Genomic DNA, 22,057 nt, shown 5'->3' with positions numbered 1-22,057 from the left:
GTGTTCACTTCGTTTCGTAGAGATCACTCGGCACATCGGCCAGCAGCGGCGACAGGGCCGGGCTGGCAAAAATCGTCAGGCGGTGCATCGCCCGGCTGGCAATGGTGTACAGCAGCTCGCGCTCGTCTTCGTGATGGAACATCGCTTCATTGGCTTGCCACAGCACGACCGCGTCAAACTCCAGCCCCTTGGCCAGGTATGACGGCACGACGATGACCCCGGCGGCCAGCCGCTGGTTCTCAGAGCGAATCAGCGTGGTCTTCACGCCCTGGCTGAGCAACGCGTGATGGAGCTTTTCGGCCTCTTCCAGCGTTTTGGCGATGATGGCCGTGGTTTGCTGAGCGGCGTTGTCGATTTTGATTTGATCAAGAAGTGCCGCAACCAGGGCCGCTTCGTCCTGGCGCACGTACAGCACCGGCAGCGGTCCCTGCCGGTCGAACGCCTCGATCTTTTGCCCCGCCTTCAAAATTGCCTTGGTGAACTCGGTGACTTGCTTCGTCGACCGGTACGAGCGGGTCAGCTGCACGACCCGCGTTTTTTCCGGAGCGAACAACTTGGACACGTCGGCGATCAGCGAGTGCGAGTTTTCCTTGGTGAAAATGGCCTGGTTCAAATCACCAAGCAGCGTGAACTTGGCTTTCGGGAAGCTGCGCTGCAAGTAGGCCAGCTGGTACGGCGTGTAGTCCTGAATCTCGTCGACGAAGACGTAACGCATGTCGCGCTCGCCGTGGCGGCCGGTCATCAGGTCGTACAGGTAGAGGTACGGCGTCGCGTCGACCATCGCCAGCTGACGGGCCTTGAACGCCTCGACAAACCGCTCGACCTCGTCGGCCCACTCTGAGTCAGTCAGATCAAACTCGCTGAGGTCCAGGAAGTGCGGCACCTCCCGCAAGAAGCTGACGTACTGGCCGCGCACGTTCAGGAAGTGGTTGCGCACGATCGCCTGCTGGATCGCGCCGAACGCGTCGATCACGATCTTGCGCGCGAAAAAGTCGTACTCGCTATCGCTGTCCTTGAACTCCTGGGGGCCGTCCTGCTGAAGGTCACGCAACTGCTCCTGCGAGAGGTTCTGCACCGTCTCCTGGACCCAGTCGGCCTTCATCTCGGTTTTCACTTTGCGGTTCAGCATGGAGATCAGCCGGTTTTTGGTTGCATCCAGCCGGTTGCCCAGGTGGTAGTTCTCGTTGTAGGAATAAAAAATGTCCTCAATGCGCTTGCGCGAGATGAACACCTTATCTTGAAAGCGAATGTCGCGGAACCGCATGCCGCCTTTTTCAAGCGAAGTCGCATACCGGCTGGTCGCCTGGAAAAAGGCCAAACTGGCTTTCAGAGCCTGGATCTTCTTTTGCGCCGGAGTCAGGCGCGCCTCAAACTGCGAGAACAGATCCTGGATCTGCGTGCGCGGCACGCGGCGGGTCACGTACTGGTAGAACGTAAACTGCACCATGTTCTGCTCGCCCAGCTCCGGCAGCACGTTGCCGATGTAGTCGGAGAACAGCTGGTTCGGCGAGAACATAATCACCTGGCTGGAAGACAGGTTGCCGCGGTAGCGATACAGCAGGTAGGCCACGCGCTGCAGCACGGCGGACGTTTTCCCCGAACCAGCGGCGCCCTGCACGAACAGCAGATCTGCCGTGGTGTCACGGATGATCTGATTCTGCTCGCGCTGAATCGTGGTGACGATGCTCTTCATCTGGGTGTCCGACTTCTCGTTCAGCACCTCCAGCAGCATCTGATCGCCAATGGTTTCCGTGGTGTCAAACATGGTCTCGATTTTGCCATCTGCGATCACGAACTGCCGCTTCAGCGTCACGTCCACGGTCTGCGGCCCGTCCGGCGTCTGGTAGGTCACGTGGCCCAGCCCGCCATCGTAGTAGATAGAAGAAATCGGGGCGCGCCAATCGTAGATCAAAAACTTACCGGCGGCATCGGTAAAAGAGCCAAGGCCGATGTAAATGGTCTCCGGCTTCTCCTCGCCTTCCTGAAAATCGATCCGGGCAAAGTACGGATTGTGCCGCAGCCGGCGCACCGTGGCGAGCTGCAGCGTCGACTGCTTCCAGGCGTTGCTGCGCTCATCGAGCAGCTGCTGTTGCTGCTGAATGCTCGCCGCCGTTTCGATGGTCTCCGCGTCGTTGGTCAAATTGATCTTGGTATCCGCAAAGAAGTTCTTGTTTAAACTGGTCTCTTCGGCTTTGGTCCGTTCAACCTCGGCGCTTAGCCGCTGATCGGCCGCCGCCAACTCCTTCATGGTGGTATCAAGATGCGCTTGTTCGAGCTGTTTCTGATCTGCCACGCAAGGGCCCCCTTAAGTAAAATAATCGTTGAACAATCATACCACTTGCAGCCCGCCGCCGCAACGAAAAGCGCGGGTCGGCACTGCCCGCGCTTTGCGGGTTTACCCGCCCTGCCCGGCTGGGTAAAGGGGCGGGGTCAGCGCCTGACGCTTCCGGGCAAAGCGGCAGCGCTTGCGGTAAAATAACCTCAAATGGACGCAATTGGAGGCCAATCATGCAGAGTCTTTCACTTCTGGTCGTCTTGTTTGCGGCGCTGCTCACCCCGCTGCTCATGGCCAAGTTCAACATTCACAGCCTGCCCACCGCGGTGGCGGAGATCATCGTCGGCATCATTTTGGGCAACAGCCTGCTGGGCTGGGTGACCAGCAACCCCGTGCTCGAGGAGCTGCGCACCCTCGGCGTCATCGTCCTGATTTTTCTATCGGGGATGGAAATCGACTTTTCCCTGTTCCGGCCGCAAAAGCAGGCTGGCAGCAAAATTGGCGTGGCCCCACTGGCCTTTCTCAGCTACGGCAGCATCGCCTTCATGGCACTGGCTGCGGCCTGGGTGCTCGACTTGCTCGGGCTGTACCACCACATCGTGTTTGCCGCGATCATTTTCGCCACGGTGGCGCTGGGCGTGGTCATCGCTGCGCTGAAGGAAAAAGAGCTGCTGAGCAAACCGTTCGGCCAAACTGTCCTGCTGCTGGCGGCGCTGGGCGAAGTGTTGCCGCTGATCGCACTGACCGTTTACCAGAACCTCAACGGCACCTCCTCGCGCAGCGTGTGGCTGCTACTGTTGATTTTTGTGGCCGCCATCTTCCTTTTGCACCGGTTTCGCAAGCCGTATCAGTGGTTCGCCGACATCGATAAAAGCACCACGCAGCTGGACATCCGGCTGGCCTTTTTCCTGATCGTCACGCTGGTCACCGTGGCCGAGTCCGTCGGCGCCGAAAATATTCTGGGCGCGTTTCTCGCCGGCATGGTGATGAAACTGCTCAAACCACGCGAGGAGACTGAGGATAAGCTGACCAGCATCGGCTACGGCTTTTTCATCCCGATCTTCTTCATTATGACCGGGGCGAATATGAACCTGCCGGCCATGTTCAAGGACCCGGCCAGCCTGGCCTTGATTCCCGTACTGCTGATCGCCTTTTACGCGGCCAAAGCGCTGCTGGTGCCGCTACTTTTGATGCGGTTCCGCAAGCACAACGCGCTGGCCGGCATGCTGTTGACGTCGACCACGATCACGCTGGTCATTCCGGCGCTGTCGATCGGCAAGAGTCTGGGCATCATCTCCAGCACCCAAAGCGCCGCCTTCACGCTGGCCGCAGTCATCACCTGCATCGCCAGCCCGATCCTGTTCAACACCTTCTACGTCGCGGAAAAAGACGACATCAAAAAGACGCGCGTCCACATCATCGGTGCCAACCTGATGACCGTGCCGATCGTTCAGCAGCTGACCCGCGGCCTGTATGAGGTCCGCCTGTACACCGACGACCCGGTCAAGTTCAAGACCTACAACTCCGAAGCGCCGGTCACCCTGCTGACCGACGTGACCGAGCCAACGCTCCAGCAGGCCGGCGTGTTTGACGCCGACATCATCGTCCTCGCCCACTTCGATGAGGATAAGAACTTTGCCGTTGCCGAACTCGCGCTGGCCGCCAAGGTGCCGCGCATCATCGCCCGCTTCGACGCTAAAAATGCCACTGACAGCCGCTACGACGAGCTGGCCGCGCAAGGCGTTGAGGTCTACAATACCTTTGAAACCAACATCGCAATGTTGCGCAGTCTGATCGAAACGCCGTCGACGCTGAAGATCCTGCAGGACACCACCGCGGGCATCTTCGAAATCGTCGTCAACAATCGCCGCTTTGCCGGACTGGAGGTCAAGAACCTGCCGTACGTCAACGACATCACCATCAGCCAGATTTTCCGCGGCGACCACTTCATCGCCCCGCACGGCGACACCCAGCTGCACCTGGGTGACCACATCATTTTCTCTGGCGACAAGGCGCAGATCGGCCGAATGCGGGCAGAATTTGAAAAGGTCAACTAACCCGAAAGCCGGCCCCGGCCGCGCCGGGAAAGTGTTAGAATGAGATTATTCTAAGGAAATGCGGTGACCACAATGAAGCAAGGAACCACCATCATTACGCTTGATAACGGCTACCACCTGTGGACCAACACGCAGGGCGAGGGCGACATTCACCTGCTCTGCCTGCACGGCGGCCCCGGCGGCAACCATGAATACTGGGAGAACTTCGGCGAGGAGCTCAAAGACCTCGGCGTCCAGGTGCACATGTACGATCAGCTCGGCAGCTGGTACTCCGATCAGCCCGACTACTCGGATCCGGAAATCGCTAAGAAGTACCTCACGACCGATTATTTCCTGGGTGAAGTCGAAGAGGTCCGCCAAAAACTCGGCCTCGATCACTTTTATCTGATCGGTCAAAGCTGGGGCGGGGCCTTGACGCAGCTGTACGCGCTCAAGTACGGCGAGCACCTCAAGGGCGCCATCATTTCCTCCATGATCGACAACATCGACGAGTACGTCGACCACGTCAACTATGTCCGCGAGGAGTGCCTGCCGCCCAAGGCCGTCAAGTACATGAAGAAGATCGAAAAGGAAGGCAACTGGAAGGACGCGCAGTACCAGAAGTATGTCGACGTCCTGAACCGCAGCTACGTTGACCGCAAGCAGCCGCCTGCCATTTCTCACCTCATCGACACCACCGGCACCCCGGTTTACAACGCCTTCCAGGGTGACAACGAGTTTGTCGTCACGGGCAAGCTGAAGGACTGGGACATTCGCGACCAGATCCACAACATTCAGGTCCCGACCCTGCTGACGTTCGGTGAACACGAAACCATGCCGCTGCGCTCTGCCCAGCGGATGGCGGAGGACATCCCGCACGCGCGCCTGGTCACCACGCCAGACGGTGGCCATCACCACATGATCGACAACGCGCCGGTTTACTTCGCGCACCTGAAGCAGTTCATCAAGGACGTCGAATCCGGCCAGTTCAACGATTAAGTCATCTTGCCAGCCCGCTGCGGCTGGCTTTTTTCGTTCCCGTAAAGCGCTATAATAATGACAAAATCTCACGGAGGCGCAACATGGCAGACATCGATATAATTCTTGAGCGTGCGGAAAACGATCCCAACATTCTGGCGATTGGGACTGAAGGATCAGGCAACAATCCTGACCAAAAACCGGACGAATGGACCGATCTGGACGTCACCCTGTTTGCCGCTGACCCGGGTCAGGTGGCTGCCAAAGCCTGGGTGAACGCACTGGGGGTGCCTAAGTTGGTCCAACACCTGCACGACACTCACCTGTTCGGCCCCGCCACCGGCGCCTGGGAATCCTGGCTGACCCGCTACCAAGGCACGCGGCGGATCGATTGGAAAATTGCCCCAGCCGCAGACGAAGCAGCGTACCTGGCCGCCGACCGGCTGAACGCGATCATCTGGCGACAAGGCCAGGGCCGCGTCACTCCACGCGCCACTGACGCCTCCAGCCATTTTCTCCCGGTGCCAACGCAGGCGGACTACGAGGCGACCCTCAATGAAATCTTCTGGATCGCCGGGAATGTGATCAAGGGCCTGGCCCGCAACAACCTGCTCTACGCCAATGAACAGTTCAACGCCCACCTGCGGCCGCAGGTGCTCAGGCTCTACGCCTACCGGGAAACGCTGGCGCAAGATGGCCACTTTGACCCTGGCGTTAACTTCAAGAACGTCTGGTCCAAGCTGGCATCCTATGAGCAAAGTCAACTCGCGGCCACATACGACCAAAGCAGCCGCGCGGCGACGCTGGCCAGTTTGAAAAACTGTGTGGTCATCGTCGAAAGCCTGGTGGACGAGTTTAACGACGACCAGACCCTACTGCGCCCGGCCTGGCTCGGCCCCGCCGACGCCCAGGTCACCAGTTGGTTTTTCGACTTGACTGCCCCGCTGAACGCCGAGAAAAAGGCGCAGGCAGCCGCGGCCGCCGCACAGAAGGAAGAAATTGCCAAGCGTCACGCCGCCAAGCGCGCCGCGTATTACGCAGGCGCTCATCAGCAGTAGTGCGACTCGAGGGACGGCCGCCAGCCGCCCCTTTTTCAGCCTCAGCGCTGGCTTGTGCTGTGGTAAACTTGAAGTAAATCACCCGGAGGTGCGCCATGAAAACAGTTACCGTTTACCTCGTCCGGCACGGCCAGACCTGGTTCAACAAATTCAACAAGATGCAGGGCTGGTCGGACTCACCACTGACGGAAAAGGGCATCGCAGACGGCAAGCGCGCCGGCGAAGCGCTGCGCCACGTGACGTTCACCCACGCATACTGCAGCGACACCACCCGCGCGCGGCGGACCGCAGGCTTCATCCTCGAGCAAAACTTCAACACCAACGTTGAGCTGACCGAAACCCCGCTGTTTCGCGAGCAGTTCTACGGCTACTACGAAGGCGAGGATTCACCGAAGACCTGGTACGCCGTGGGCATGCCCCACGGCGCCCGGACCTTCAAGGAACTGATCGAAAAGTTCGGCGTCGATGCGACCAAGGACTTCATGCACGAGGCCGACCCCTTCCACGACGCTGAAGACGCCTTGACCTACTGGAACCGACTGCAAAAAGGCTTCAAGCTGCTGCGGGATCAGAATCAAAACGGCGATAATGTTTTGTTGGTCACGCACGGCACGACCATTCGCAGCATTATCGACAAGTTCGGCAAAGACGACGGCTGGGTCGTTACCGATTCACCGCGCAACGGCTCCATCTCGCGCATCGCGCTGACGGACGAAGGCATCAAGGTCCTCGGCTACAACGAGCTGAAGCTGGTTTAAGCGATGGCGACGGACACGACCAAGCGGAAACTCGCCCACACCCTGCGCGAAATGATGACCACCACTGCGCTGGAACACATCACCATCAGCGCGCTGACGAAAAAGGCCGGCGTGACCCGCAACACGTTCTACTACCACTTCGAGGACATTTATTCCCTGCTGGCCTGGATCTACGAACAGGAGATCATCGTCCAAATGGCCAACTACGCGCAGATCACCGAGTGGCAAAAGGCCCTGCGCATGCTGCTGGACTATATCGACGACAACCGGTCGTTCTGCGTTGCCTCGTTCAACTCAGTCGGGCGCGACTTGCTGGAACAGCTGCTGGCCACCGTCGCCGATTCACTGGTGCGGCGCGTCGTCAACGACGCCGACCCCAGCCTGGCCAAGCCGCTGACAGACGACATCTGCAACTTCTACGGCCTGGCGATCGTCGCGCAGATCATTCAGTGGCTGATGAAGGGCCTGGCCGAACCTAAGCAGGCGATCGTTCACCGCTGCGACATCATGCTGACCGGTGCGGTGCAAAACGCCATTCACAACGCGAACACTCTGCGCTGAGCATAATTTTGGGCAATCCCCCTGGGTTGCCTATTTTTTTGGTCCCAGATCCCGCCTACACTGAAAGCGTAAACAGAAAGGTGGTAACAACCCATGAAGAAGAAAACACTACTGCTTGGCCTGGTCCTCGGCGCGGTGGCCGGGGCAACCGTCTACACCTTAAAGAAGCTGGACTGGTTCCACGATGACGCGAAGGATTACGCCATTTTTGAATCTCAACGTCGCTAGGGGGATCAAACACGTAGTCGCGCTTCGCACTGGCAACGCGGAAGTGGCTTGATCAGCTTGTAGCGCATGGCGCGTACAAGCTGACATGCGGCAGCAGCTACGCACCAGGCCTCGCCGCCAAAGAACAGCAGCAATACCTGGAGATATGATCAGCTTGTAGCGCATAGCGCGTACAGGCTGACATGCGTAGCGGCTACCCATCCCGCTAAGTGCGCCAGTGCTACGCAGCCTTATCTAGTCGCGCTTCGCACTGGCAACGCGGGAGTGGCTAGCTACGCACCAGGCCTCGCCGCCAAAGACCAGCGGCAATGCCTGGTGCTAGGCTATCCATCCCGCTAAGAACGCCAGTGCTACGCAGCCTTATCACGAAAGGAAGTTTTCACATGATCAAACACAAAGCAATTATGATTGGGGCCGGCCTGGCCAACATGGCCGCGGCCGTGTATCTGATTCAGGAAGGCAAATGGGATGGCTCGGCCATCACGTTTTACAGTTTAGACGACCACGGCTCCAACGACGGTAGTGCCGCCACCGACCAGGCCGCTGAGTACTGGAACAAGGCGCACCCGCTCGAAAACACCAAGGGCTTCATCGCCCGCGGCGGCCGCATGCTCAACTACCGCACCTACGTGGATCTGATGGATCTGCTGAGCCGCGTGCAGTCCGTCACCGAACCCGGCATGACCGCGGCTGAAGACACCCGCGATTTTGACAGCAAGCACCGCACCTTCGATAAGGCGCGGCTGCTGCGGCGCGGCGAGGGCATTATCAACGCCTCGCACCTCGGCCTCAATAACCAGGACCGGATGCTGCTGACCAAGCTGGTCATGATGCCGGACAAGGACGAGGAGCAGCTCGACAATGTCACCATCGCCGAGTACTTCCAGGACGACCCGCATATGTTCACGACCAACTTCTGGTACATGTGGGAGACCACGTTTGCCTTCCGCACGCAAAGCAGCGCGCAGGAACTGCGCCGCTACATGCACATGATGCTGTACGAATTCACGCAGATCGAGCACCTGGTCGGCGTCAACCGCACCCGCTACAACCAGTATGAAAGCATCATGATGCCGCTGATCAAGTACCTGCAGGACCAAGGCGTCACCATCGTGTTGGACAAAATTGTCACCGACTGGCAATTCAAGGATTCCGCAATGCAGGATGAGATCACGGTCACTGGACTGGAAGTGACTGACGCGGCCTCCGGTGAAGTTGAGCACGTGCCGGTCGACGACGACACCGCCGTGATCTTCACCAACGGGTCGATCACCGATTCCGCGACGATCGGCGACTACCACACCCCGGCGCGCGAGAACATGGACTACGGCATTGCCGCCAGCTTGTGGAAGAAGGCCGCTGACCGCTTCTACAACCTGGGCAATCCCGATAAGTTCTTCGCCGACCGCGACGCCTCAGAGTGGGTCAGCTTTACCCTGACCACCAAGGATCACCTGCTGCTCAACGAGATCACCCGCATCACCACGCAGGTCCCTGGCAACGCGCTGAATTCCTTCCTGAGCACGGCGCCGATCACCCCGCTGGGTCAGCCGGACGTGAACATGTCTATCGTGGTGCACCACCAGCCGCACTTCACGACGCAAAAGCCAAACGAAAGCGTCATCTGGGGCTACTTCTTGTACCCGCGGCGCACCGGTGAGTTTGTCCAGAAGCCGTACATCGAAATGACCGGCGAGGAAATGCTCAAGGAGCTGCTCGGTCAGCTGGCCATGGTCGATCCCGGCCCGATCAACATCAAGGAGCACGAGCAGGCCATCATGGATTCGGTGATCAACTGCATCCCCGTCTACATGCCATACGCGTCCGCCCTCTTCAACAACCGGGCGAAAAATGATCGGCCACTGGTCATCCCAGCCCACTCGACGAACCTGGCCTTCACCGGTGAATTCGCCGAGCAGCCTTACCAGATGGTCTTCACCGAGCAAAGTGCCGTCCGTTCCGGCGAAATTGCTGCGTACCACTTCGCCGGCATTCCGATGAGCCACCTGGTCAAGACGCCGCGCTACGACAAGGACATCCCCACTTTGCTGCGCGCGACGAAGAAAATGTTTGAGTAACACCGCTGGTTTGGGGGAACTGACGGTAAGCGGCTGAGCCACAAAGCGGTTTTAGCCTAAAACGCAAGCGTCCCTGCATCGCGTTTCTGAACTCTGGAATCGTGGTGGAGGGGCGTTTGCGTGTCTGGGCGCTGCGGGGACGCGACTAAGGTAATTATGGTGCATCCTCTTGGCTGGTGCCGGACCCAATAAAAAAGCGGCCTTCTTGGCGAAGGCCGCGTCATTATCAGATGAATTGGGGATGGAACTTGAAGCTGATCGTCGGGTCATCGGCCAAGTCCGTCAGGCTGAGGTGGAACGCATTTTGCCGGTCGAACCGCTTGGTGCTGCCGCCGACAAAAACGTAAACGTCCTTGGTGGCGATCTCAAGCTGCACGGTTTCCCCGTTTTCGATCGGCACGCACTGGGCAAAGCCGTTGACCATCACGTACACCGTACCGCCCAGGCGATTCTTCTCGCGGGTGATAGTCAACGTGTGCGGCACGGTGAGCCGCTCTTCGGGGCCGGCGTCGTGCGGCATGGCATCGAAGCGGCGGCCGCAAACCAGGCACTGCACCTCGATGGGATGAAACACCACGCGCTGCACGGTGTCGTCTTCCATCACCATGTCCATGCGCACCTTCTTGTGCGCAAGCCGCATCGGGATGAACTGATCGCCGCCGCAGTGCGGGCAAGAAAGCCCCGCCAGGCTAGGATATGTGATCGCACCAATGTCAGTCATCGGCGCGAACGCCAGGTCTTGCGAAATCATGATTGCCTCCCTGACCCGCCCCAAATGCGAGTCCCCGTGAATTGAAAACGAGAGCTAGCATACAGCTTGCCTAGGGCGATGTCAAGCATTCCCTCAAGCCGCGGCACGGTGGGGCTCAGTCCGCCTTCAAGGAACGGCAAAGTGAGTGAGCCAACATTACCCCAGTCGCGTCCCAGCCTTCAGTAAAGGACTGACCGCTATTGCTGCGAGTCGGCGGCGAGGTCCTGCCGGATCACGATCCGTTCATACAGCCAGACGGTCAGAACGTAGTAGACGCCGTAAAGGATCAGAAACAGCCCAAACGGCAACGCCAGATGGCCGTACGGTTCTTGCAGCAAGCCCACGAACATCTTCAGGCCAAACAGCACATGGGTGATGCCGAGCAAACCCGGAAAAAGGAACAAAGCGCCAATTTCCTGGCGCACGGACCGGCGCAGAAGGGCCGGCCGCACCCCGATCTTCTGCAGCATCAGGTAACGGCTCTGGTCGTACGACGCCCCGCTCAAGATCTTGAACATCAACGTCGAGGCCAGCATGGCCAGGAAGGCGATGCCGAGGAAAAAGCCCATGAAGGCCATCCCAGAAAAGGCGCCGTTGACCATGGCGTAATAGGTAAACTTCTGGCCGTAGACGGCACTGCTCTGCTTGCCGTACTGCTTGATCATCGCTTTGTTCAGGGCGGCTAGCTGGTCGTAGTTGGCGGTGAAATCCTTGAGACGCCAAGTATGCGCGATTTGCACCGGCCGGTCCAGCTTGGCAAAGGCCGCAGCACTGAGGACCGCCGGCTGGCGGCCACCAATTTGCTTGGGCTGAAATTGATCAAGCTGGCTCGCGTACTCGCCGGCGTTTTTGGCAAAATTAGCCGCCGTGACCTTGGTATACTTGGTCGGGCCGTGGCTGAACCGCGCAAACATCAGCGGGTCGCGGTCGAGCTCTGCCGCATTGAAGTAAAAGTGCTTCGCGTCGCTCTTCAGGTGGTAGTTCACCTGGGCCACCACGCCGGTGAGCCGCCTCGCCTGCGCCAAGGTTGCCTGATTGGGGGCGACGACCACCGCGTCGTAAGCATTCTGCTTGGCGGCAAGGTCTGGGATATCGCGCTCAAAGCCCAGGCCCACGGTGATAGCGCCAAGGGCGAGGGCGAACAGGATCGAGACGACGGCCAGAATGCGCGTGTAATCACGGATGCGAAAGCTCAGCTGGCTCAGCGTGAAGGTGTGCAGGCCCTTGGCGGCAAAGCGCTTGCGCTTTTTCAGCAGCCCAATCAGCCAGACGAGCAGCGAGTTGAACAAGAAATAAGAGCCCAGCACGATGGTGACCAGCGCAATGGCAACGCCCATCAGGACCAGCTTAGCAAACTGGCTCATCGCCCAGTACCCGATCGCCAGCAGCACCAGCGCCGCCGCGGCCTGAACGGCCAGTGTCCAGGGCTTCGCCTTGAGCCGGTTGGGCGTGGTGGCGGCGTGCAGAAGCGCCAGCAGCGGTGTCTTGAGCAGCTTGTGGGCGTTGATCAGCGCGCCGACCACGAACATCACCAGGAAGAAGGCAAAGGTCCAGAAAATGGCAGGCGGCCACGCCACGGCAAAATGGGTCGCCGGGGCGTGCAACTGCGCCATGAGGGCGTGGCCAGCCACCCCGGTCAGGCCCATGCCGAAGACGATGCCCACCACCGCGGCCAGGATGCCGACCGTGACGGTTTCGATGAAGATCAACTGCGCGATTTTCCGACTCTTCGCACCGAGCATCATGAACATCGCGTAGTCGCGCTGGCGCATACTCATCAGGAAACTGTTGGCATAGACGATATAGACAGTCGTGATGATGACCAGCAGGAGCTCACCGAACCCGAAAATGAACGAGGTCATTCCCACCATCGTGTTAGCAGTCAGAAAAGCCTTGTTGGTCGCGAGGCTGAGGAACATATAAAACACCGCGCTGCCAATCACCAGTCCCGAAAACAGGACCGCGTAATCGCGAAAGCGGGAACGAATCCCGCCAAGTGCTAATTTGCGTAACATCTTCCCGCCTCCTTACTGCTGAAATGTGCCCAGGGTCGTCAAAATTTCCTGGTAGAACTGCTCTTGGGTCTTTTCGCCGTGCACCAGCTCCTGGCCGATCTGCCCATCCTTAATGAACAGGATGCGCTGGGCGTAGCTTGCGGAGAACGGATCGTGCGTGACCAGCAGGATCGACACGTGCTGCTGGGCGTTGAGCTGGGCCATTGTGTTCAGCAGCTCCCGCGCCGACTGCGAGTCGAGCGCCCCGGTCGGCTCGTCGCCAAACAGGATCGCCGGCTGCTGCACGAGGGCCCGAGCGGCCGCGACCCGCTGCTTTTGACCGCCGGACAGTTCCGTCGGGTAGTGGTCGAGCACCGCGGCGATGCCCAGCGTCTGGGCGATCTGAGTCACCGCGGCCTGCTGCGCGGCACTTTTGACGTTCTGCAAAGCCAGCGGCAGCGCAATGTTTTCTCGTGCCGTCAGGTTCTCCAGCAGGTTAAAGTCTTGAAAAATAAAGCCGACCCGCTTCGCCCGGAAATCGGCCAGCTGATTGCCCCGCAGCGCCGTGACGTCCTGGCCGTTGATGGCCACACTCCCGGCGGTCGGCCGATCCAGCGTGCTCAAAATATTCAGCAGCGTGGTCTTCCCGGAGCCGCTGGCCCCCATGATGCCGACAAACTCACCCGGCTGCACGTCAAAGGTGATGCCCTTTAAGGCCTGATACTGCTTCTCGCCGCGCTTGCCGTAAGTCTTCGTGACGTTCTTGACGCTGACGACTGGTTGCTCTGCCATGTTGATTCCTCCAATTGGGTAATTGTGCCCGGTTTTGTCCATACCAATATCCTAACGTATTATTTGCCCGTTTGACCTTACGTTTACGCAGTTATTGCTAACAAGTCTGTAAGTTGCTTAAGGCTTTTTCAACCTTTTTCTGAAAGTTGCCTGGACGTCACCGCTAAATTCGCTAAAATTAATCAATAGTGTCATAAGTTTACCGTGCAACCGAACCGGCTGTGCAGCACAAAGGAGCGCAGTCATGACCCACAACAAAGCACCCGGCCCTCAGCTTGTCGCTAATTGCTGACAACTGAGGAGTAGTTAAATGAATAACGAGTTAAACGAGAAAAATCATTACATTCCGTGGTTTATCATCGCGCTGATGGACTTCGTCACCGTCATTGGGTTCGACGATATTATCTATAACTTCCGCAACCAGGGCTTAGTCGCCCTGTTCACTTGGGTCCTGATGACGTTCTTCTACGTGATCCCGTACAATCTGATCGTCGCGCACATGGGTTCGACCTTTGCTGACGAAGGCGGCGGGATCACCTCCTGGATGCGGCGGACCAACGGGGACACGGTCGGCTACTTTGCCGGCTGGTTCTACTGGATCACCGAGCTGCCTTACGTGGTCGACGTGGCCAATTCGGTCATCATTTCCGCCGGCTGGATCCTTAACGGCGACGGCAACATTCAATCGCACATGGGCAACGCCTGGTTCGGCATCCTCTCTGCGTTCGTCTTCGTCGTCTTCATCTGGCTTGAGCACTTATTTAAAAATAAGAGTTTGGAAATCATGTCCACGATCGGCGGGATCGCGATGTTTGGGATGACGGTCATGTTTGTCATCATGACCTTTGTGGGCCTGAAGCAGGGTCGGCCCATCGCCACTCACCCCTTCAACCTGCAGGCGTTCATGCCCAAACATTTCTGGTCCTTCCGCTTTCTGTCCACCTTTGGTCTGTTCGTCTTCGCGATGAACGGCTCTGAAATGGCAGCGCCGTACACCGGCAACATGAAGCACCCAAGCCGCGACTTTCCTAAATCGCTGAAGATGATCGCCATCATGACCATGTTCCTGACCTTATTTGGGACCTTCAGCTTAGGCGTTTACTTCAACGCCCATCATCTGCCGAACGACCTGAAAATGAACGGTAATTACTACGCCTTTCAGCTGATCGGCCACCAGTTTGGCCTGGGCAACACGCTGCTGTACACCTTCACTGTCACCCAGCTACTGTACGATTTGGCTCAGCTCGCGATCCTGCTGGACGGCTCAACGCGGATTTTCTTGGCGGACGTGAACAAGCGCTTTTTGCCCAAGCAACTGACCAAGAAAAATAGCGACGGCCTGCCGATCAACGGCTACTGGCCGACCACCGCAATTTGTGGCGTCATCATGGCGCTTGGCGGCCTGTTGCCAAAGATCAACGACATCTTCAACTGGCTGCTGGACCTAAACGGGATCGTGTCCCCGTTTGCCACCTGTTTTCTGTTCTGGGCCTTCATGATGCTGCGCCGCCACGCCGACCAGTTTAAGACCCCTGAGTACACCTACATCAAATCCGATAAGCTGGGCTTTCTGGTCGGGTTGTGGATGTTCGGCGTGACCTTCATCCTGGCCGTCATGGGCTTTTTCCCGACAGACTCGGATCCGAAAACCTTCATCACCATGCTGACGTTGAACTTTGCGGTGCCCGCCGGCATGATCATTCTGGGCTTTCTGATGCCATGGCTCGCCAAGCGCCAACAGCGCCGCGGCACCGCATTCGGCGTGCGCGGCTGGCAGATCATCACCGTACTGTTGGCCATTGCCGCCGTGGCTGCGGTCAGCTACGGGATCGACGTGCGGCTGTTCGCCGGCCTCGCCGCCCTGCCGAAACTGGCCTTGGTCATCGCCGCCGACCTTCTGGCGGTGGGCTTAGTCCTGCTGATCACCCGCAATGGCCGCAAAGGGGTGACTGCGAGTTGAGCATCACTGACAGCTACCTGGGCTAAATCTAGACTGAGCGCTGCGACCTTGTCGCAGCGCTTTTTAGATCAAGGAGGGCCCGCCCCCCGATGATTGATTCGCCCCTTCCTGCACACCACCTGCCTTTCAATTCTGCGGTCATGAATTGCGGCCCTTTTCAGCGCGGCAAACGACTCAGGCCAAGCGATCCCGAACTTTACCCGGATGAATAAAAATAGTTGTTTACTGAAAACCAAGATAGGGTAAAATGGTTAAGACTTAATCGACCCGATTTGGAGGAGCAGTATGTGGCGAAACAAAGCACCCGGTCTGCCAAGTGCTGATTGATCACTGATCACACTTGGAGGATAAAATGGATACGCAAGAAAAGAAGGATTATATTCCGTGGGTCATCGTCGGCCTCATGGATTTCGTTACCGTCATCGGCTTTGATGATATTATTTATAACTTTCAGAACCAAGGCCTGGTCGCCGTCACCTCATGGGTGCTGATGACCTTCCTGTACGTGCTTCCTTATAACTTGATCGTCGCGCACATGGGCTCGACCTTCGCCGAGCGCGGCGGCGGCATCACCTCGTGGATGCGTGAGACCAACGGCGACACCGTCGGTTACTACGCCGCCTGGTTCTACTGGATCACCGGCCTGCCGTACGTCGTGGACGTGGCCAACTCGGTCGTGATCTCCCTGGGCTGGATCATCACTGGTAACGGCGACATTCAAACCCACCTGGGCAACGCCTGGTTCGGGATCACCACCGCCGTCATTTTCGTGGTCTTCATCTGGATCCAGCACCTGTTCAAGAACAAGTCGCTGGAGGTGATGTCCACCATCGGCGGGGGCGCGATGTTCATCATGACCGTGCTGTTTGTCGTCATGACCTTCGTGGGCCTGGCCAAGGGCAATCCGATCGCCACTCACCCGTTCAACTTCAAAGCCTTTTTACCAAAGGACTTCTTCTCGCTCGGCTTCCTGTCCACGTTCGGTCTGTTCGTCTTTGCGATGAACGGCTCGGAACTGGCGGCGCCGTATACCGCGGACATGAAGCACCCGGCCAAGGACTTCCCGAAGGCGCTCAAAATGATCGCCATCATGACGATGTTCCTGACCCTGCTGGGTACGTTCTCGCTGGGCGTCTACTTCAATGCCCACCACCTGCCGAATGACCTGAAAATGAACGGCTCCTACTACGCATTCCTGCGCATCGGCGAGCAGTTCGGCATGGGCAAGAGCCTGATGTACCTCTTTGCCGGCGTGCAAGGCATCTACATGCTGGCCCAACTGGCGGTCATTCTGGACGCCTCGACCCGCGTGTTCCTGTCCGACGTGGCCAAGCGCTTCATGCCGCGCCAGCTGACGAAGAAGAACAGCGACGGCTTGCCGATCAACGGCTACTGGATGACCACCATCCTGTGCGCGTTGATTATGGCGCTGGGCGGCCTGCTGCCGCGGATCAACGATATCTTCAACTGGCTGCTGAACCTGAACGGGATCGTCTCCCCGGCGTCAACTTGCTTCCTGTTCTGGGCCTACCTGATGGTGCGCCTGCACCCGGAACGCTTCCCGAAGCCGAGCTACACCTACCTGAAAAACCGCCACGTGGGCATTTTCGTCGGCGGCTGGATGCTCGGCATTACCGCCCTGCTCGCGCTGCTTGGCTTTTTCCCAACGGACGCAACGGCGGACACCTTCGCCCTGCAGCTGACCATGAACATCATCGTGCCGATCGGCATGATCGTTTTGGGCTTCATGATGCCCTGGATCGCCAAGCGGCAGCAAAGCGGCAACGCGTTTAAGCCGCTGACCTGGAACATTCTCACCGTGGTGATGGACGCCGCGCTGATCATCCTCGTCAGCTACGGCCTAGCGACCAGCATTTTGGCTAGTTCGCCGGTTTGGCTCAAGTGGGGCGTCATCGTGATCGTTGACGTCATCATGGTTGCCGTCACGCTCAGCGCCACGCGCAACGGGCGCCACGGGATCACCTTAGAAGAGTAAAACAAAGACTGGCCCTGCCGCCGCGGTGATCCGCAGGTGGCAGGGCCATTTTGATTGCATCAATCACCGCATTGGGTGCGGCACCGTTGCTGAATGCTTAGCGGCCCCGGCGCGCCGGCTGAGGCAAGGGCACGTTGGTCCCTTGCCGAACCAGTGAAACGGCAACAACTGCCCCCAGTGTGAGGGCACAAGCAACAATCACTGTGGTGTGAAACATCCCGATCCCCCCTTTTACTCTAGTATGCGCGCACCCAAGCCGGCCACGCATCCCAAACGGCTTGCCCCCTTGCGTGTTACACTAGAGCCATGGGAGGGATGCTTTCATGACAACTTACACGTTGATCTACAATCCCCAAGCAGGACGCAAGGGCGGCACCGCCGTGGCGCAGCACATCGGTAGCCGGATCCAAGCCGCCGGCAGCACCGCCATTCTCGTGCCAACTAAAGCGCCGGGCGATGCCACAGCGCTCGCCTACCATGCGCAAAGCGACGTCGTGGTCGCGATCGGCGGCGATGGCACGATCAACCAGGTCGCCGCCGGCCTGATCAAGCGCCGGCAGCCGCCGCACCTCGGCATCATCCCGCAAGGTACCGTGAACAACCTGGCCCGCGTGCTGCGCATTCCCCTGATGCCAGATTTGGCGCTGTTGAATCTGCTCGAAGGCACGCCTTCGCCGCTCGATATCGGCATCGTCAACGATCACGTCATGATCTCGACACTGACGCTTGGGGTGCTGGCCAACGCGGCGGTCTCCGTCTCCCAGGAAGATAAGCAGCGCTTCGGACCGCTGGTCTATTTGACCCGCGGGTTGCGGTCCCTCAGCGGCAAGCAGCACTGGCCGCTGAAGCTCACCAGCGCCCAGCAAACCTGGCAGCAGGAAACCAGCTTTTTGCTGGTCACCATGACCAATTCCGTCGGCGGCTTTCGCAATTTTCTGCCGCAGGCCAAGCCAGACGACGGGCTGCTGCACGTGTTTGTGGCCCCGCGGCCGACCCTGGGCCGGGTGCTGCTCATGATCCCTTACTTTCTCACGGGCAACTTCGCCAAGCTGCCGGGGATGACCTACTTTGCGACCGACCGGTTGACCGTTGAAAGCCCCACGGCCAAGCTGAGCAGCCGCATCGACGGGGACCCCAGCGTTGATCTGCCCCTGAAGCTTCAGGTCATCACCGGCAAAGTGCAGGTCGTGACCAAACCGGCGGACCCCGTTGGTCACCTCGGCGTCGCCAGCCAGCGCCAGGCATGATTGGCCGCAGCTGAGCATTCGTGGTAGACTGAACACATCTATCAGGAAAGGAGCCGACTTGCGATGCGCGTAAAGAAAGCAACGCCGACCGATGACTAACGATTTTTGCGCTGCTTGCAAGCCGGTCTCACACGTCTGGGAAGCTTCGTGGCTTCCCTTTTTTTGAGCTTGCAACCAGCGCTTATGGAGGATATATGCAAGAAATACCAGAAAAAGTAATTATTGCCGGGATCTCCCGGATGCAAGAGAACTTCGACTACTCAATGCAGGAACTCAAGGAACTCGCCCTGGCCCGCCACTACGACGTGGTCGGCGAAACCCGGCAGAATCTTGATCGGCCCACCGGCGCGACGTACTTTGGCTCCGGTAAGGTCGATGAGGTGGCCGAGCTCGCCCGCGCCAATGACGCCACCACTGTCGTGATCAACGATGAACTATCCCCGTCCCAGCTGCGCAACTTGGAAAAGGAAATGAAGTTGCACGTCGTTGACCGCACGCAGCTGATCTTGGATATTTTTGCTTCCCGCGCGGCCAGCAAAACCGCCCAAGCGCAAGTCGAAATCGCACAACTGCAGTACGCCCTGCCGCGCCTGCACCCCTCAGCCAACAAGCTGGACCAGCAAGGCGGCGGTGGTGCCGGCGGCCTGGCCAACCGTGGTGCCGGTGAAACCAAGCTGGAAATGGACAAGCGGGTGCTGAACAAACGCATCGCCCGCCTGCGCCGCGAACTGAAAGACGCCGACGTTGGCGAGGAAGTCCGCCGTGCCCAGCGCAAGGAGAACAAGCTGCCCGTCGTGGCCCTAGTCGGCTACACCAACGCCGGCAAGTCCACGACCATGAATGGGCTGCTGGAGCGCTACACCGACCGCGGCACCGACAAACAGGTGTTTGAAAAGGACATGCTGTTTGCCACCCTGGACACTTCGGTGCGTCAGATCAGCCTGAAGGACAACCGCAAATTTCTGCTGTCCGACACGGTCGGCTTTGTTTCCAAGCTGCCCCACAACCTGATCGACTCGTTCAAGGCGACGCTGGCCGAAGCGGCCAACGCCGACCTCCTGATCCAGGTCGTCGACTACCACGACGAGCACTACCCGGAAATGATGAAGGTCACAGTCGATACCCTGAAAAGCATCGGCATCGAGAATATCCCGATGATCGAAGCCTACAACAAGGCTGACCTGCGCCCTGGCACCCGGTTCCCAGAAGAAAACGCCAACACGCTGATCTACTCGGCCAAGGACCCCGCGTCTTTGGACAAGCTGGTGCAGATGATCACGGCGCGGATCTTCTCAGATTCAGCCGTGCACACCTACCTCATCCCGTTTGACAAAGGCCAGCTGGTGGATTTCATTAACCGCGAAACCGGCGTGATCAACACTGAGTACGTCGATGCGGGCACCAAGGTCAAAACTACGGTCAACCCGATCCAGGCGGGCAAGCTGCGGCAGTACCTGGTTGAAGAAGACTAACATCACAACTGACTCGTTTCGGCGGGTCAGTTTTTTTATCCAATCGGCCAGGAAGGCAAATACCTTCACTGGGCGTTTTGCGCTTTGGGGAGGAAGCCATGAAGCCTAATCTTCGCTGCCGAACGTCTCGTAGGACTGATCTCGCAGTGGCCGGCCGGAAAGCTTGGCTGCCAGCGTACCGCCAATCAGGCCAATCAGCATGAATGGCAAGAAGTCCATTGAGATGCTGAACAGGGGAATGTAAGCATTGGCAAAGGCGTCGATACCCTTGAGCAGCGAAAGCGCTGGAAAGGCCGCATAAAGTGCGTGCAACGCATCCAGCACCGCTGGGATCAAGGTCATGAGGACCGTCGTTTTGTAGATGAGCGGATTCTTACCGATGACCGGATGCAAGATGCCGAGCACGATCAGCGCGATGGCCAGCGGGTAGAGCAACATCAGGACCGGCGTGGACAGGGTGATGATATCGTTGAGCCCAAAGTTCGCAATGATAAACGACCCCAAGCAGGTCAGTGGCAAAAACCGCTTGAACCCGACCGCCGGAAACCGCCGGCCGAGGTCCTGCGACAGCGAAGTCACCAGCCCGATGGCCGAGGTCAGGCAGGCTAGCAGCGTCATGGCCGCAAGCAGCCCGGTCCCGATCAGGCCCGTATAGTGCGTCATGATCGCGGTAAAGGCTGGCCCACCGTTCGCAGCTCGCGCCGTAAAGTTTAGCGAAAGCACGCCAAGCGCGATCAATAGCGCATAGATGACGGCCTCCAGCCCCATCGCAAGTACGCCGACTTTTGCTACATCCCGCGAGCGTTGAAGCGGCCGGCTAACCCCGAAGAAGCCCAGTGCCGCAACGATCGTGACGCCAAAGCCCAACCCGGCCAGCGCGTCCATCGTGTTGTAACCCTGGAGGAACCCATTGGTCAGACTGCTGCCAGCAGCGGTGACGTGCGTCGCGTGCAGCAGCGTCGGCCCGTCGCCTTTGATCAAAAACGCGGTGATAAAGGCGCTGGCCAGCAGAAGCAGCAACAGCGGGTTCAGCACTTTACCCACATAGTCCGTCATCTTCGACGGCTTGCGGGAAACAAGTACGCCGCTGCAAAGTATACCGCCGTGAAACCCAGCAGCCACCAGCGGCTATTCCCCTTGCCAACGAACGGCTGGACGGCCATCTCAAACGCGACCGTCGCCGTGCGCGGCGTGGCGATCAACAGCCCGAGACTGGCGTGGGTCGCGATCAGGAAAAATAGCGCAAACCCGCGTCCGACTGGCCGGGCCAGGTGAAACATCGAATCTGATTCGGTCATCGAGATCGCCAGGATCGCCAGCAGCGGCAGCAGCACCGCCGACAGTAGAAAGCCCAGCGTGGCCGGCACCCAGTTGCCCCCGGCAAGCTGGCCCAGATGGATCGGGAAAATCAGGTTGCCGGCGCCGAAGAACAGGCCAAACAGCATGGAGCCTAACGTGATGTACTGACGCTTGGTCAGCTTAGCAGTTGATTCTTTCATGGGGATCCCTCCTGAGTTGCGCGGATGCAGAGCGAAACAGTGGTGAGTAGACGAAGTGAGCCGGGCAGAGGCACCGTGCGGACTTGGGCTCCGACTTGGCAACGGCCGCGTGCTTAGCTACGGCCACGCCTTCACCCGCTGCGCGGGCAAAGCCGCAGCCTAGGCTAACCATCGGCCTAAGTGCGCCAAGTCTGCGCACCGTGCATACTTGGTCTCTGGGTCGACAACGCCCGAGCGTCTAGCTACGCTCAGCACCTCGCCGGCAAAAAACGCCGGCAATGCGCTGAGCTAGGCTAGCCGTCGGGCTAAGGGCGTCGACCCTGCGCACCGTGCAAAAAAAGCGCCCCTAGCAAATGATCTGCTAAGGGCGTCTG

The 22,057-nt window shown here is 58.8% G+C and carries 15 protein-coding genes and 1 pseudogene; 11 read left to right on the top strand and 5 right to left on the bottom strand.

Annotated features, from left to right (window positions below; all coding sequences use genetic code 11):
* Positions 1-4: 4 nt before the first annotated feature.
* Positions 5-2,293 (bottom strand): RNA polymerase recycling motor HelD, encoded by a 2,289-nt coding sequence (gene helD, locus EKM85_RS01010; protein ID WP_191987286.1) that lies wholly within the window; start codon positions 2,291-2,293, stop codon positions 5-7.
* A gap of 215 nt (positions 2,294-2,508) precedes the next feature.
* Here helD and EKM85_RS01005 point away from each other — a divergent pair, with 215 nt between their 5' ends.
* The 7 genes from EKM85_RS01005 to EKM85_RS00980 all read left to right on the top strand — a co-directional run bounded on the left by EKM85_RS01005 (position 2,509) and on the right by EKM85_RS00980 (position 9,972).
* Positions 2,509-4,332, top strand: coding sequence for a monovalent cation:proton antiporter family protein (locus EKM85_RS01005; RefSeq protein ID WP_125584411.1), 1,824 nt, complete (start codon positions 2,509-2,511; stop codon positions 4,330-4,332).
* A 72-nt stretch (positions 4,333-4,404) separates the two neighbouring features.
* A complete protein-coding gene (locus tag EKM85_RS01000) occupies positions 4,405-5,310 on the top strand; it encodes a proline-specific peptidase family protein (RefSeq protein ID WP_125584410.1) in 906 nt (301 codons plus the stop codon).
* An 83-nt stretch (positions 5,311-5,393) separates the two neighbouring features.
* Positions 5,394-6,347 (top strand): aminoglycoside 6-adenylyltransferase, encoded by a 954-nt coding sequence (locus EKM85_RS00995; protein ID WP_125584409.1) that lies wholly within the window; start codon positions 5,394-5,396, stop codon positions 6,345-6,347.
* A gap of 95 nt (positions 6,348-6,442) precedes the next feature.
* The gene (locus EKM85_RS00990; RefSeq protein ID WP_125584408.1) at positions 6,443-7,105 is read left to right on the top strand and encodes a histidine phosphatase family protein; all 663 of its coding nucleotides are present in this window, start codon (positions 6,443-6,445) and stop codon (positions 7,103-7,105) included.
* 3 nt (positions 7,106-7,108) lie between these two features.
* On the top strand, positions 7,109-7,666 hold the full coding sequence (locus EKM85_RS00985; protein WP_125584407.1) for a TetR/AcrR family transcriptional regulator C-terminal domain-containing protein: 558 nt from the start codon (positions 7,109-7,111) through the stop codon (positions 7,664-7,666).
* Positions 7,667-7,759: 93 nt separating this feature from the next.
* Positions 7,760-7,894 carry a hypothetical protein gene (locus tag EKM85_RS11630; protein ID WP_263853290.1) on the top strand — a complete coding sequence of 45 codons (135 nt, stop codon included), beginning with the start codon at positions 7,760-7,762 and terminating at the stop codon, positions 7,892-7,894.
* A gap of 383 nt (positions 7,895-8,277) precedes the next feature.
* On the top strand, positions 8,278-9,972 hold the full coding sequence (locus tag EKM85_RS00980) for an oleate hydratase (protein WP_125584406.1): 1,695 nt from the start codon (positions 8,278-8,280) through the stop codon (positions 9,970-9,972).
* 226 nt (positions 9,973-10,198) lie between these two features.
* Here EKM85_RS00980 and EKM85_RS00975 read toward each other — a convergent pair whose 3' ends face one another.
* The 3 genes from EKM85_RS00975 to EKM85_RS00965 all read right to left on the bottom strand — a co-directional run bounded on the left by EKM85_RS00975 (position 10,199) and on the right by EKM85_RS00965 (position 13,509).
* Positions 10,199-10,723, bottom strand: coding sequence for a hypothetical protein (locus EKM85_RS00975; protein WP_125584405.1), 525 nt, complete (start codon positions 10,721-10,723; stop codon positions 10,199-10,201).
* Between the two features lie 197 nt (positions 10,724-10,920).
* Positions 10,921-12,738: an ABC transporter permease gene (locus EKM85_RS00970; RefSeq protein ID WP_125584404.1), complete on the bottom strand. Its 1,818-nt coding sequence runs from the start codon at positions 12,736-12,738 to the stop codon at positions 10,921-10,923.
* A gap of 12 nt (positions 12,739-12,750) precedes the next feature.
* Positions 12,751-13,509, bottom strand: coding sequence for an ABC transporter ATP-binding protein (locus tag EKM85_RS00965; protein ID WP_125584403.1), 759 nt, complete (start codon positions 13,507-13,509; stop codon positions 12,751-12,753).
* 310 nt (positions 13,510-13,819) lie between these two features.
* On the opposite strand from EKM85_RS00965, the gene EKM85_RS00960 reads away from it, so the two are divergent.
* From EKM85_RS00960 to hflX, 4 genes are all read left to right on the top strand, one after another.
* Positions 13,820-15,469: an APC family permease gene (locus EKM85_RS00960; RefSeq protein ID WP_125584402.1), complete on the top strand. Its 1,650-nt coding sequence runs from the start codon at positions 13,820-13,822 to the stop codon at positions 15,467-15,469.
* A 352-nt stretch (positions 15,470-15,821) separates the two neighbouring features.
* The gene (locus EKM85_RS00955; RefSeq protein ID WP_125584401.1) at positions 15,822-17,465 is read left to right on the top strand and encodes an APC family permease; all 1,644 of its coding nucleotides are present in this window, start codon (positions 15,822-15,824) and stop codon (positions 17,463-17,465) included.
* Positions 17,466-17,788: 323 nt separating this feature from the next.
* Complete coding sequence (locus EKM85_RS00950) at positions 17,789-18,712, top strand: diacylglycerol/lipid kinase family protein (protein ID WP_125584400.1); 924 nt, start codon at positions 17,789-17,791, stop codon at positions 18,710-18,712.
* A 194-nt stretch (positions 18,713-18,906) separates the two neighbouring features.
* Positions 18,907-20,184, top strand: coding sequence for a GTPase HflX (hflX, locus tag EKM85_RS00945; RefSeq protein WP_125584399.1), 1,278 nt, complete (start codon positions 18,907-18,909; stop codon positions 20,182-20,184).
* Between the two features lie 105 nt (positions 20,185-20,289).
* On the opposite strand, the pseudogene brnQ reads toward hflX, so the two are convergent.
* Positions 20,290-21,683, bottom strand: a pseudogene (gene brnQ / locus EKM85_RS00940) (branched-chain amino acid transport system II carrier protein).
* Positions 21,684-22,057 lie beyond the last annotated feature (374 nt).

This window comes from Lacticaseibacillus jixianensis, assembly GCF_003946485.1.
Lineage (GTDB): Bacteria > Bacillota > Bacilli > Lactobacillales > Lactobacillaceae > Lacticaseibacillus > Lacticaseibacillus jixianensis.
This window is presented reverse-complemented; position numbering and strand designations above follow the sequence as displayed.

Bases quoted from the DNA above. Each gene is read 5' to 3' on its own strand.
- EKM85_RS01005 (WP_125584411.1), top strand. From the start codon at position 2,509: ATGCAGAGTCTTTCACTTCTGGTCGTCTTGTTTGCGGCGCTGCTCACC.
- EKM85_RS01000 (WP_125584410.1), top strand. From the start codon at position 4,405: ATGAAGCAAGGAACCACCATCATTACGCTTGATAACGGCTACCACCTG.
- EKM85_RS00995 (WP_125584409.1), top strand. From the start codon at position 5,394: ATGGCAGACATCGATATAATTCTTGAGCGTGCGGAAAACGATCCCAAC.
- EKM85_RS00990 (WP_125584408.1), top strand. From the start codon at position 6,443: ATGAAAACAGTTACCGTTTACCTCGTCCGGCACGGCCAGACCTGGTTC.
- EKM85_RS00985 (WP_125584407.1), top strand. From the start codon at position 7,109: ATGGCGACGGACACGACCAAGCGGAAACTCGCCCACACCCTGCGCGAA.
- EKM85_RS11630 (WP_263853290.1), top strand. From the start codon at position 7,760: ATGAAGAAGAAAACACTACTGCTTGGCCTGGTCCTCGGCGCGGTGGCC.
- EKM85_RS00980 (WP_125584406.1), top strand. From the start codon at position 8,278: ATGATCAAACACAAAGCAATTATGATTGGGGCCGGCCTGGCCAACATG.
- EKM85_RS00975 (WP_125584405.1), bottom strand. From the start codon at position 10,723: ATGATTTCGCAAGACCTGGCGTTCGCGCCGATGACTGACATTGGTGCG.
- EKM85_RS00970 (WP_125584404.1), bottom strand. From the start codon at position 12,738: ATGTTACGCAAATTAGCACTTGGCGGGATTCGTTCCCGCTTTCGCGAT.
- EKM85_RS00965 (WP_125584403.1), bottom strand. From the start codon at position 13,509: ATGGCAGAGCAACCAGTCGTCAGCGTCAAGAACGTCACGAAGACTTAC.
- EKM85_RS00960 (WP_125584402.1), top strand. From the start codon at position 13,820: ATGAATAACGAGTTAAACGAGAAAAATCATTACATTCCGTGGTTTATC.
- EKM85_RS00955 (WP_125584401.1), top strand. From the start codon at position 15,822: ATGGATACGCAAGAAAAGAAGGATTATATTCCGTGGGTCATCGTCGGC.
- EKM85_RS00950 (WP_125584400.1), top strand. From the start codon at position 17,789: ATGACAACTTACACGTTGATCTACAATCCCCAAGCAGGACGCAAGGGC.
- hflX (WP_125584399.1), top strand. From the start codon at position 18,907: ATGCAAGAAATACCAGAAAAAGTAATTATTGCCGGGATCTCCCGGATG.